At 75.0% G+C, this 12,187-nt stretch carries 8 protein-coding genes and 1 pseudogene; 8 read left to right on the forward strand and 1 reads right to left on the reverse strand.

Annotation, left to right across the window (positions count from 1 at the left end):
* Positions 1-19 precede the first annotated feature (19 nt).
* Positions 20-154: pseudogene (locus tag ACWGSR_RS17955) on the forward strand (DUF190 domain-containing protein); the annotation flags it as partial.
* On the forward strand, positions 151-528 hold the full coding sequence (crcB, locus tag ACWGSR_RS17960) for a fluoride efflux transporter CrcB (RefSeq protein ID WP_376240733.1): 378 nt from the start codon (positions 151-153) through the stop codon (positions 526-528). The pseudogene ACWGSR_RS17955 and the gene crcB, both read left to right, overlap by 4 nt.
* 65 nt (positions 529-593) lie before the next feature.
* Here the strand turns inward: crcB and ACWGSR_RS17965 are convergent, their stop codons facing one another.
* Positions 594-1,706: a chitinase gene (locus ACWGSR_RS17965; protein ID WP_453567398.1), complete on the reverse strand. Its 1,113-nt coding sequence runs from the start codon at positions 1,704-1,706 to the stop codon at positions 594-596.
* 361 nt (positions 1,707-2,067) lie between these two features.
* Between ACWGSR_RS17965 and ACWGSR_RS17970 the strand changes: the two genes are divergently transcribed.
* The 6 genes from ACWGSR_RS17970 to ACWGSR_RS17995 all read left to right on the forward strand — a co-directional run bounded on the left by ACWGSR_RS17970 (position 2,068) and on the right by ACWGSR_RS17995 (position 12,095).
* Positions 2,068-4,299 (forward strand): alpha-N-acetylglucosaminidase, encoded by a 2,232-nt coding sequence (locus ACWGSR_RS17970; protein WP_453567400.1) that lies wholly within the window; start codon positions 2,068-2,070, stop codon positions 4,297-4,299.
* An 80-nt stretch (positions 4,300-4,379) separates the two neighbouring features.
* Positions 4,380-6,464 carry a DUF4139 domain-containing protein gene (locus ACWGSR_RS17975; RefSeq protein WP_453567402.1) on the forward strand — a complete coding sequence of 695 codons (2,085 nt, stop codon included), beginning with the start codon at positions 4,380-4,382 and terminating at the stop codon, positions 6,462-6,464.
* Between the two features lie 7 nt (positions 6,465-6,471).
* Positions 6,472-8,034, forward strand: a complete 1,563-nt coding sequence (locus ACWGSR_RS17980) for a DUF4139 domain-containing protein (RefSeq protein ID WP_453567404.1) — start codon at positions 6,472-6,474, stop codon at positions 8,032-8,034.
* A 200-nt stretch (positions 8,035-8,234) separates the two neighbouring features.
* Entirely contained in the window at positions 8,235-10,046 is a 1,812-nt protein-coding gene (locus tag ACWGSR_RS17985; protein WP_453567406.1) for an ATP-binding SpoIIE family protein phosphatase, read from the forward strand.
* Between the two features lie 106 nt (positions 10,047-10,152).
* Positions 10,153-11,349, forward strand: coding sequence for a nitric oxide synthase oxygenase (locus ACWGSR_RS17990; RefSeq protein ID WP_376240745.1), 1,197 nt, complete (start codon positions 10,153-10,155; stop codon positions 11,347-11,349).
* An 80-nt stretch (positions 11,350-11,429) separates the two neighbouring features.
* Positions 11,430-12,095 (forward strand): hypothetical protein, encoded by a 666-nt coding sequence (locus ACWGSR_RS17995; protein WP_453567408.1) that lies wholly within the window; start codon positions 11,430-11,432, stop codon positions 12,093-12,095.
* Positions 12,096-12,187 lie beyond the last annotated feature (92 nt).

Here is a 12,187-nt window from a genome sequence, read left to right on the forward strand (position 1 = left end):
TCCGGCGGTCCGCCCGACCGTCCTCGTCGTCGACACCGAGGAGCGCGTCCGGGCGTTCCTGCCACGGCTGGAGGAGCTCGGCATCGAGGGGCCGATCACCCTGGAGCCGGTCGAGACCGTCCGCTTCGACGACGCCGGGGAGGGCCCGCGGTGAACGACGTCCTCCTGGTGGCCGCCGGCGGCGCCGTCGGCGCGCCCCTGCGCTATCTGACCGACCGCGCCGTCCAGGCCCGTCACGACACCGTCTTCCCGTGGGGCACCTTCACCGTGAACGTCGTGGGCTCCCTGGTCCTCGGCCTGCTCACGGGGGCCGCGCTGTCCGGCGCGGCCGGACACGCCGTACAGCTGCTCCTCGGGACCGGGCTGTGCGGCGCGCTGACGACGTACTCGACGTTCTCCTACGAGACGCTGCGGCTGGCCGAGTCCGGCGCGCGGTTCTTCGCCGTGGCGAACGTCGTCGCCTCCGTCGTCGCCGGGCTCGGCGCCGTCTTCGTCGGCCTCGCCCTCGCCCGGGTCCTCTTCCCCTGAACCGCCGGACGGGCCCGGGCCTGTCCGGCGGATCGGGTTCCGGGGCCTGATCCGAAGGTCAGGCCCTAGCGACCCTGGAGCGCCTTGACGTTGTCGCCGAAGGTCCAGCCCCTCGAGCCGTCCCAGTTCGCCGACCAGGTCATCAGGCCCTTGAGGGCGCCCTTGTAGTGGTTCCACGCCTGGGCCACGGCCGACGGGGCCATGTGGCCGCCGCCCGCGCCGGGCTGGGCGGGCAGGCCGGGCACCTGCTTGTCGTACGGGACCTTGATCGTGGTGCCCTGGATCACCAGGCCCTTGTTCAGGCAGTCCGTCTGGGCGACGAACCCGGCGACGGTGCCGGCGGAGTAGGAGTCGCCCGAGCAGCCGTACATGCTGCCGTTGTAGTACTGCATGTTGAGCCACCACAGGCGCCCGTTGTCGGCGTACTTCTTGATGACCGGCAGGTAGGCGCCCCAGATCGAGCCGTAGACCACGCTGCCGCCGGTGACGTACGCGGTCTCCGGCGCCATCGTCAGGCCGAAGCCGGCGGGCATGCGGGCGAGGACGCCGTCGATGATGCGGATCAGGTTGGCCTGGGAGGTGGAGAGGGTGGTGATGGAGCCGCTGCCGACCAGGCCGGTCTCGATGTCGATGTCGATGCCGTCGAAGTTGTACTTCTTCAGGATCGGCACGATGGTGTCGACGAACCGGTCGGCGACGGCGGTGGAGTTCAGGTCGATGCCCGCCGTGGCGCCGCCGATCGACATCAGGATCGTCGCCCCGGCCGCCTTGGCGCGACACATCTCGGCGGGGGTGGCGACGCGGACGGTGCTGTCCATGCCGTCCTCCCACAGCACCGTGCCGTCCGAACGGATCACGGGGAAGGCGGCGTTGACGACGTTGTAGCCGTGGGCGGCGAAGCGCGGGTCGTCGATGGGGGCCCAGCCGAAGGGCGGGTGGACGCCGTTGGCCGCGCCGTCCCAGTTCTCCCAGTACCCCTGGAGCACCTTTCCGGCGGGCTTCGGCTTGAGGGCGCAGGTGTCGGCGGCGGCGCCGGTTCCGGAGGCGGGGGCAGGGGCGGACACGGCGGTCCGCGCGGGCTTCGCGCCTTCGGCGGCGGCGGGCGCGGCGAGGGCGGCGGCCGTGAGCAGGGCGGTGAGACCCGCTCCGAGGACACGGGTGATCCTGGGGCCTGGCATGCGTGCTCCTTGGGACGTGGGGGGATGGGTCCTGGGGGTGGCGCGCGCTCCAGCAGACCGTAAGTTGGTCCAGACCATTCGTCAACCATGCGTGTGCCCGGGGAAGTTGACCCCCGTCCGCCGAAGCGCCGCACGCGACCGGCTACCTCGTGAACCGCCGGCCTCCCGCACCGGCTGCCTCGTGAACCGGCTACCTCGTGAACCGTCGGCCTCCCGCACCGGCGGCTTCGTGCGCCGGCGGGTGCCGTGTACACCCGTAAGGATGAGACCCCGCCGGGCCCCGCTCCGCTTCCCCTCGTCGAAAGGGAGCGCGTAGGAAAGTGGTCGGACGATCCGCCGGCCTCTTCCAGCAGGGAACCACATGGGCAGTCGCCTGATCCTCCGATGCCGTCACGTCCTCGTCCTCGTGGTGCTCGTCGTCGCGACGGCGGTGGCGCCCGACGCGCTGTCCCCCCGGGGCGGGACCGCGTCCTCCGCCGCCGCGCCCGCCTTCGACCCGGCACCCGCGCGGGCGAGCCTGGAGCGCCTGCTGTCCTCGCGGGCCCGGCAGTTCACCCTGGTCCCCGTCGAGAGGCCGGAGTCCGGCGACTACTTCGCGGTCTCCGGCGGAGCGGGCGGGATCCAGGTGCGGGGCACCTCGCCGGCCACGCTGCTCGCCGGGGCGGGCTGGTACCTGGAGCGGGTCGCCGGGGTCGACATCGGCTGGCCGGGCGACAGCCTCGGCCGGCTGCCCGCCGTGCTCCCCGCGGTCTCCGGCACCCTCACCCGGTCGGCGAGCGTGCCCCACCGCTACGCCCTGAACGACACCGACGAGGGCTACTCGGGCGCCTACCGGGACTTCGAGACGTACCGCCGCGACATCGACCTGATGGCGCTGCACGGCGTGAACGAGGTCTTCGTGCCGACGGGGGCCGAGTACCCGTACTACCGGGCCCTCCAGGAGTTCGGCTACGACGCCGCCGAGCTGCGGAACTGGATCCCCGCCCCCGGCCACCAGGCCTGGTGGCTGCTGCAGAACATCTCCGGCTTCGCGGGCCCGGTCTCCGAGCGGCTGATCGAGGCCCGCGCCGCGCTCGGCGCCCGGATCGCGCGGCAGCTCCGCTCGCTCGGCATGACCCCCGTCCTGCCGGGCTACTTCGGCACGGTGCCGCCGGGGTTCGCCGAGCGGAACCCGGGAGCGGTCACCGTCCCGCAGGGCAAGTGGGTGGAGTTCGAGCGGCCCGACTGGCTGAACCCGACCGGTCCGGTCTTCGACCGGCTCGCCGCCACTTACTACCGGGTCCAGCGGGAGCGGTTCGGCGACAGCGACATGTTCAAGATGGACCTGCTGCACGAGGGCGGCGCGGCGGGCGGGGTCGACGTGGCCGCGGCCGCAGGGGCCGTCCAGCGGGCCCTGGAGGCCTCCCACCCCGGTGCCACCTGGGTCCTGCTCGGCTGGCAGCGGAACCCGACGCCCAAGCTCCTGAGCGGGGTGGACCGCGAGCGGGTCCTGATCGTCGACGGCGTCTCCGACCGCTACAACGGCCTCGACCGCGAGAAGCAGTGGAACAGCACGCCCTACGCCTTCGGCACGATCCCCAACTTCGGCGGCCACACCAGCATCGGCGCCAACACCGCCCTGTGGGGGGAACGCTTCCACACGTGGCTGACCAAGCCGGGCTCCAAGCTGCGCGGCATCGCCTATCTGCCGGAGGCCACCGGCGGCAACCCCGCCGTGTTCGAGCTGTTCACCGAACTCGCCTGGGAGCCGGGCCCGGTCGACCAGCGGGCCTGGTTCGCCGACTACGCCGCCCGCCGCTACGGGGGCGCCGACCCGCACGCCGCCGCCGCGTGGGAGCAGCTGCGCCTCGGCCCGTACAGCACGCCCGCGGGGACCTGGGGCGACCCGCAGGACAGCGTCTTCGCCGCCCGGCCGAGCCTCACGGCGACCACGGCCGCGCTCTGGAGCCCGCCCTTCTCCCGGTACGACGCCACCACGGTGGAGCGGGCGCTGTCGGAACTGCTCCGGGTCGCGCCCGCGCTGCGGACCACGGACGCGTACCGCCACGACCTCGTGGACGTGGCGCGCCAGGCGCTCACCAACCGCGGCCGGGTGCTGCTGCCGAGGATCAAGGCCGCTCACGACGCCGAGGACCTGGAAGGCTTCCGGACGCTGGTGCGCGAGTGGAACTCCCACATGGAACTGCTCGGCCGGCTCGTCGGCTCCGACCGGCGCTTCATGCTCGGCCCGTGGCTGGAGAGCGCCCGCTCCTGGGGCGCCGACCCGGCCGAGCGCGACCGGCTCGAGTACGACGTGCGCTCGATCCTGACCACCTGGGGCGGCCGGGGGCCGAGCGAGGGAGGGCTGCGCGACTACGCCAACCGCGAGTGGGACGGACTGGTCCGCGACCTCTACGCGCCGCGCTGGGCCGCGTACTTCGCGAGCCTCGACACCGCCCTGGCGACCGGCCGGGCGCCCGTCGCCGTCGACTGGTTCGCGAAGGACGACGCCTGGGCCCGTGACCACCGGCGCTACCCGACCGCGCCGACCGGCGACTTCCAGGCGCTGGCGGAGGAGGTGCGGACGGTCCTGACGGAGGCGCCCGCGGCCTGAGGGACGCGTCCGGGCACCGGGGCGCGGCCCGTCCGCGTAGGCTTCGACCGGTACGACGGACGGGGCAGGGGGCGAGGCGCATGTCGGAGGAGACGGCCCGGAGGTGGGAGTCGACCCTCGATTCGGTCGTGGTGTACGCGCAGGGGGCGGTCTGCCGCCGTCTGGCCCGGGGCGTCGTGCCCCGGGACGGGCGGGTGCGGGTCGCGGGACTGCCCCGCACCCTGGACCCGGGCTCGCTGCGGGCCCGCGTCCTGGGCCCCGCCGGCGTCCGGGTCACCGAGGCCCGGGTGGAGGTCGCGTCCGAGCCGCTCGACGGCGGCGCGCCCGACGAACTGCGGCGCGAGGTCGAGCGGCTGCGCGACGCGCACGCGGCGGCCGAGGGGCGCCGGGACCGGCAGCGGACCCTGATCGCTGAGGTCGAGGGCCTGCACCCGGTCCCTCCGGCCCGCAGGCGCGAGGACCCGCACCGCCGCACCGCGGTCGACGCCTGGCTGGAACTCGCCGACTTCGTCGACGGGCGGCTGGCCCGGCTGCACGCGCGCCTCGCCGAGCTCGAGGAGGAGCTGCGCCGGACCGGGCACGCGCTCTCCGTCGCCTTCGACCGGCTCGACCGGGCCTCCACCGACGCCCCCGCCGAGCACGTCGAGACCAGCGTCCGCGCCGTCCTGACCCTCGACGGCGCGGTCGGCGGGGAGGCTCCGGCGGAAGTGGAACTGGAGCTGGAGTACGGGGTGCCGGGCGCCGTCTGGGTGCCGGCCTACCGGCTCTCCCACCGCCGGGACGAGGACGGCGGGCAGTTGGTGCTGCGCGCCTCGGTCGCCCAGCGGACCGGCGAGGACTGGACCGGGGTGCGCCTCGCCCTGGCCACCGCCGACCTGCGGCGGCGCACCGACCTGCCGCGCCTGCGTTCGGTGCGGATCGGGCGCCGGCAGGCGGACCCCGCGCCGTCCGGCTGGCGCGAGCCCCCGGCGGGCCTCGCCGACCTCTTCGGCGGGTACGAGGCGGCCGGCCCCCGGCCCGTCCCGGCCTCCTCCCTGGTCGGCGGCGCCGCGGCGGGCTCCGCGGCCGTGCCGGTCGCGGCCGCTCCCGTACCGGCGCCGCCCCCGGCCCCGGCTCCGCCGGGCTTCGCCGGGCCGCCGGCCCTCACCGGAGCGCCCCCGCCGCCCGGCGCCGCGTACGGCTTCGCCCCCGAGGCCTTCGGCGGGGCGCCCGGATCCGCGCCGCAGGGCTACGGCGCCGCGCCGGGCTCCGCGCCGAGGTCCGCCCGGCGCTCCATGGCGCCCGCGGTTCCCGGCGCGCCCGCCCCGGCCGCGCCGCCCCCGTCGCCGTCCGGTCCGCCGCGGCCGGACGGCGACGAGCTGGACTACGCCTCCCTCGTCCTGTCCGGACCCGAGGACCAGGGGGCGCGCCGGGGAAGGCTGTTCCCCGGCTCCTCCTTCGACGCCGTGGCGACCGAGTACCGCCGCCGCGCCGAAGGGGTGGCGGCGCTGCCGCTGCCCCGGCACGCCGTCCGCCCCCGCGAGTCGGCGGGTTCGTTCGACCACCGCTTCGACGCGGACGCCCGCGCCGACGTCCCGTCGGACGGCACCTGGCACACCGTCACCGTCGGCGGGATCCCGGTCGGTCTGCGCACCGAGCACCTCTGCGTGCCGTCCGTGGAGGAGACCGTGTACGCGACGCTCGTGGTCTCCAACGCGACCGGCCAGGCCCTGCTCGCCGGCCCGGTGGAGGTCACCGTCGACGGCGAGTTCCTGCTGACGGCCGCGCTCCCCACGCTCGCCCCCGGCGGCGTCGGGCGGCTGGGCCTGGGCCCGGCCGAGGCGATCCGCGTGACCCGCCGCACGCACCTGCGGGAGTCGACCGCGGGCTTGCGCAACAACGTCACCGTGCTCGACCACCAGGTGCGCGTGGAGCTGGTGAACCGGCTCGCGGCGCCCGCCGTCGTGGAGGTCCGCGAGCGGGTGCCGGTCACCTCCGAGCCCGATGTGCGGATCGAGGAACGGCCCGGCTGGGCGGTGCCCGAGGACGGGCCCGAGGAGCACGCGGCGGGCACCCGCGTCCGGCGGGTCGAACTCCCCGCCGGCGGCACCGCCGTCCTCGAAGGCGGCTACGAGATCCGCGTCCCGGCCGGCAAGGCCCTGGTCGACGGCAACCGCAGGAGCTGACCCCACCATGACCACGGAAACCCGACCGATCGCCCTTCCCGTCACCGCCGTCACCTGCCTGGAGGACCGCGCCCACGTCGAGCGGACCGCCGGCCTCGATCTGGCGGCCGGTGTCCAGCGGCTGCGCCTCGGACCGGTCAGCGCGCTCGCCGTCGACCGCACCCTCCACGCCGAGCTGGTCTCCGACCGCCCGGCGACCGTGCTGGGCGCGCGGATCGTCCGCACCTGGACGCCGCGCGGCCCGGTTCCCTCCGCCGACGACGACTCCGCCCTCCGGCTGCGCGCGCACGCCCTCGAAGAGGAGCGGCACGGCGCGGAGCGGGAGCGCGACCGGCTGCGCGTCCGGCTCGACCTGCTGGGCCGGCTCGCCGCCGACCTGCTGCGGGAGATCCGCGAGGGCGTCGGCTCCGGTGAGAGCGAGGGGGAGCGCTGGGGCCGGGAACTGGACCGCGTGGACGCCGAGCGCGACACGTACGCCGAACGGCTCCGTGCCGTCGAGGTCCGGCTGACCGACCTCGACGCCGAATACGGCGCGACCCTGCGGGCCCTGGAGGAGGCCGAACAGGAGCCGCCCGAACTCGTCGCCCACGTGGAGCTGACGGTGGAGGCGGCGGAGGCGGGCCCGGCCCGGCTGCGGCTCGGCCACCTCACCCCGTGCGCGCTGTGGCGGCCCGCCTACCGGGCCGTCCTCGACGGCGGCTCGCTGACCCTGGAGACCGAGGCCGTGGTCTGGCAGCGGACCGGCGAGGACTGGTCGGACGTGCGGCTGACGCTGTCGACGGCCCGTTCGGCGCTCGCCACCGAGCCGCCGCGTCTGGTCGAGGACCGGCTGACGCTCAGGGACCGCTCCGCCGCCGAGCGCCGCACGGTCGACGTCGAGGTGCGCGAGGAGCTGATCGGTGACCTCGGGCCGGTGCCGGTGCTCGGGCTGCCGGGGGTCGACGACGGCGGCGAGGCGCGCGTCCTGAACGCCCCGGCGCCGGTCTCCGTGCCGGGCGACGGCCGCGCGCACCGGGTGCCGCTCTCCGTCTTCACGACGGACGCGAGCGGCGAGTACGCCTGCTCCCCCGAGCTGTCCCCGCTGGTGACCCAGGTGGTGCGGTTCGACAACCGGTCCGGCCACGCCCTGCTCGCGGGGCCGGTGGACCTGGTGCGCGGCAGCGGCTCCGCCGGCCGCGGCGCGCTGGACTTCACCGCTCCCGGCGCCCCCGCGGAGCTGGCCTACGGCAGCCGCGACGACATCCGGGTCGTCCGGTACGCCGAGGAGTCCCACGACACGGCCGGACTCACCCAGCGGGCCGTGACCACCCGCACGGTCCGGCTGCACCTGTCCCGGTTCTCCGCGCCCGGCGAGGACGGCGAGCGGGTGGTGGCCCTGCGGGAGCGGATCCCCGTCTCCGAGGTCTCGGCGGTGGAGGTGCGCCTGCGCAAGGAGTCCTGCTCCCCCGCGCCCGCCACGGTCGACGCGGAGGGCATCGTCCGCTGGGACGTCTCCCTGCCGCCGGGCGGCCGCCGCACGGTCACCCTGGTGTACGAGGTGTCGGCGGCCGCCAAGGTCGTGGGGATCTGAGGGCGGGGCCTCCGGGACGGGGCGGCCGGCACGGAGGCCCCGCGCCCCCGACCCGGCGTCGCGGACGGTCACGCCGAAGTGACTCGGCGTGGCCGTGGGCGTACTTGCGCAGGTTGCTTCCGCATGCCTGATGCACTGTGGCCTCTTCCGGTGCAGACTGTGCAGCAGATGGCGTCACATCCTGTCTGGAGGCCGAAAGAGTGAACGGCGGGAGCGACAGGCGGCGCCTGACCAGCCGCGCCTCGACCGGGAGCAATCCGTCGGCCCACCACCCGGCCGGCGCGGGCGCGCGGTTCCGCAGGAGCAGGGGTCTGCTGCCGCCCGACCGGTTCACCACCCGCAGTCAGCTCGCATGGCTGAATTCCGCCACCTCCAGGATCGGCACGACGCTGGATCTGGAGCGCACCGCGCAGGAACTGGCCGAGTTCACCGTGCCCCGGTTCGCCGACGGCGCCGCCGTGGACGTCCTGGAGAGCGTCCTGCGCGGCGAGGAGGGGGCCCGGTGGACGGGGGAGGGCATCCCCCTGCTGCGGGCCACGGCGCTGTGCGCCATCGAGGAGCTCTCCTCCCTGGAACCGACCCCGGTGGGCGAGACCTACGTCCAGACCGAGGAGCAGCACGAGACGCTGCTGCACCGGTACTGCCTCCGGCAGGGCAAGCCGGTCCTGCTGAGCCGGATGCGGGGCGACGACTTCTCCCGCGTCGCGCCGACGGCGAGCGCGGCGTTGCAGATGCGCGCCGCCGGGGTGCACAGCTATCTGGCCGTGCCGCTGATCGCCCGCGGGCTGCTGCTCGGGAGCGCCGACTTCGTGCGCGGTCGCGGGACGCCGCCGTTCTCGTCCACGGACCTGGCCCTGGCGGAGCAGCTCGCCTCGAAGGCCGCCGTCTTCATCGACAACGCGCGCCTGTACGGGCGCGAGCGCGAGCACGTGGTCTCGTTGCAGCGCAGCCTGCTGCCGCGCGCGACCCCGGTGACGCCGGGGCTGCGGCTGCACTCGGAGTACGTGCCCTCGACGGCCGGCCACGGGGTGGGCGGGGACTGGTACGACGTGATGGCACTGCCCGGCGGGCGGACGGCCCTGGTGGTGGGGGACGTGATGGGGCACGGGCTGCCCGCCGCCGCCACGATGGGCCGGCTGCGTGCCGTCGCCCGCACCCTGATGACCCTGGACATGGCCCCGGAGCGGGTCCTGGCACGGCTCGACCTGGCCACCCGCGACCTGGAGGACGAGCAGGTCGCCACGTGTCTGTGCGCGGTCTACGACCCGGCGGACTCCAGCTACACGCTGGCCAGCGCCGGGCACCTGCCGCCGCTGCTCCTCGACGGGCGGGGCGCGGCGGACTTCGTGGACGTGCCGGCCGGCGCGCCCCTGGGCGCGGGGGTGATCCCGTACGACCCGATCCGGCTGAAGGTCCCCGACGGCGGGCATCTGGTGATGTACACGGACGGGCTCATCAAGACCCGGACCGAGGACCTGGACGAGCAGTTGGAGCGGCTGCGGTCGGCCGCGCTGGACCTCACCCCCGGGGCTCTGGAGGCGGGCGGGCTCGTGGAACGCGCTCCGGCCGGGGCCGAGCGGTTCGACGAGGCGGTGCTCCTGGTCGCGACGGACTCGCCGTCCCCGCGCCGCGACCTGCGGGTGTGGGAGCTGCCGAAGGACGGGCGGGCGGCCTCGGTCGCGCGGAACCTGGTGACCGGTCAGCTCTCCGCGTGGGAGCTCGACGAGCTCGCGGACGTCTGCGAGCTGGTGGTCTCCGAACTCGTGGGCAACGCGCTGCGGTACGGCAACGGGCCGGGCGAGCTGCGGCTGTGGCGCGGCGAGCGGCTGGTCGTGGAGGTCTCGGACACGGGTCCCGACCTGCCGCAGATCCAGCACGCGGACCTCAGCGACGAGGGCGGGCGGGGGCTCCAGCTCATCAACATGCTCTGTCGCCGCTGGGGTTCCTGCCGCACGGTCACCGGCAAGGTGGTCTGGGCGGAGCAGAACATGCCGGGTGCGCAGGAGTTGTAGCGAACCGGGCACGATATCAGCGCGGTGCCGTTCCCGTACGAAGTACGCACACTCTCCACACACGCGCGAACACATGGGGTAGTCATGGAGGCCGGGAGGGAACACCTTGGTCTTCAGTCTGCGCCGTCGACGGAAGTCGGCCTCCGTCGACGTCTGTCCGTTCACGTCCGACGTCACCCCCGGCCCCCAGGGGCCCCCACGACCGCGCGAGGCGGAGCCGCACGCCACCGACCGGCGGGAGGCGGAGCGCTTCGTCCGGCAGTTCCACCGGGAGGAGCCGCGGGCGGGTGACGCGGAGCTCCGGGTCCGTGAGGTGCTCGCCGAGATCGACCGGACCGGCACGTACGCACACACTCCGGACGAGCTGGCGTTCGGCGCCCGTGTCGCGTGGCGCAACGCGGCCCGCTGCATCGGCAGGCTCTACTGGCGCAGCCTCGTGGTGCGCGACCTGCGGCACGTCTCCTCGGCCGACGGGATCGCCGAGGCCTGCTTCGAGCACCTGCGGCTGGCCGGCAACGGCGGGCGGATCCGTCCGGTGGTCTCGGTCTTCGCGCCGGACCGGCCCGGCCGCCCCGGGCCCCGGATCGTCAACGACCAGCTGGTGCGCTACGCGGGGCACCGCACTCCGGAGGGGCGCTGGGTCGGCGACCCGCGCGGCGCGGAGCCGACCGCGCTCGCACGCGAGCTGGGGTGGAAGCGGTCCGACGACCCCTTCCAGATACTGCCGTTGATGGTGCGGGAGCGTCCGGACGCGCGGCCGGAGTGGTACGAGCTGCCGGACGGCTGTGTCCTGGAGGTGCCGCTGCGGCATCCGGACCACCCGTGGTTCGCGGAGCTCGGGCTCCGCTGGTACGCGGTGCCGGCGATCAGCGGCATGCCGCTGGAGATCGGCGGGGTCCGCTATGCGGCGGCGCCGTTCAACGGCTGGTACATGGGGGCGGAGATCGGCGCGCGGAACCTCGGCGACACCGACCGCTACAACCTGCTGCCGGTGGTCGCCGACCGTCTGGGCCTGGACCGCTCGTCGGAGCGGACGCTGTGGCGGGACCGGGCGCTGGTCGAGCTGAACGTGGCGGTGCTGCACTCCTTCGGGGAGGCCGGGGTGACGATGGCGGACCACCACACGGAGTCCGAGCGGTTCCTCCGGCACATCGACCGGGAGACCCGCCACGGCAGGCCGACCCCCGCCGACTGGAGCTGGATCGTCCCGCCCGTCTCCGGCTCGGCCACCCCGGTGTTCCACCGCTACTACGACCCGGTCGACGACTCCCTGCGGCCCGCGTTCGTCGAGCGCGAGCGGTAGGGCGGGCGCCGGTCGTAAACCGGGGGCCGCGGCCCGGCGGTTCCGTCCAAGGTGCGGCGACGGCGGGACGAAGGGAACACGTGGAACAGCGGGTGCGGGTGCACAGGGTCGGTCTGGACGGGCGCGAGCTCCGGGTGGTGCGGTCGGCCCCCGGGCCGGACGCGACGGGGCCGGCGCTGCGCGACGACGGGCACCGGCTGTCGATGTACGCCGACCGGGACGGCGCCGACCGGCTCGCCGCCCTGTGGGCGCTGGCCGCCCGGTCCGCCCGGTCGCTGGTGTACCTGCCCCTCCGGGGCCATCCGGCGCCCCACGACGGCGCCGGCGAGACCGAACCGGTCGCCCTCGACCTGGTGCTGGTCCATCACAGCCTGCAGTTCCCGGCCTCGGCGTGGAAGGGGGTCAGGGCGCGGCTCGGTGCGGGCGTGCCCGGCACCGTGTCCCTGCCGGACGACGACCTTCCGGACGAGGACGCCGTCGACCACGAGCGGCTGTACCACCGGACGTACCGCGACCACCTCGCCTTCGACATCGCCGCGCACACGCTGTTCGTCGTCGGCAGCTCCACCGCGTTCCGCGAACAGGGCGCCGCGCTGCGCCGGTTCGTCGAGCAGGCTCCTTCTTACGCACGGCGCCACCCGGAGTCGGGGCACTTCTGCGTGGAGTTCGCTCCGGGCCCGTGGGGCCGGGGGCGGACGCGTCGGCACGTGCCCGGCAGCCTGCACATCGAGTACCTCGACGCCTGACGGCCGGCGGCCTGAGTGCTCGACAGGGCGCGGAGGCAGCGCGGTACTTCGGTGAACCCTGAGTAAATTCGATCACTCTTGATCGCATAAAA

Source organism: Streptomyces sp. NPDC055632 (genome assembly GCF_053618675.1).

What these genes read in the sequence shown, in the direction of transcription:
- ACWGSR_RS17975 (WP_453567402.1), top strand. Translation starts at nt 4,380, where the DNA reads ATGTCGGAGGAGACGGCCCGGAGGTGGGAGTCGACCCTCGATTCGGTC.
- ACWGSR_RS17965 (WP_453567398.1), bottom strand. Translation starts at nt 1,706, where the DNA reads ATGCCAGGCCCCAGGATCACCCGTGTCCTCGGAGCGGGTCTCACCGCC.
- ACWGSR_RS17970 (WP_453567400.1), top strand. Translation starts at nt 2,068, where the DNA reads ATGGGCAGTCGCCTGATCCTCCGATGCCGTCACGTCCTCGTCCTCGTG.
- ACWGSR_RS17980 (WP_453567404.1), top strand. Translation starts at nt 6,472, where the DNA reads ATGACCACGGAAACCCGACCGATCGCCCTTCCCGTCACCGCCGTCACC.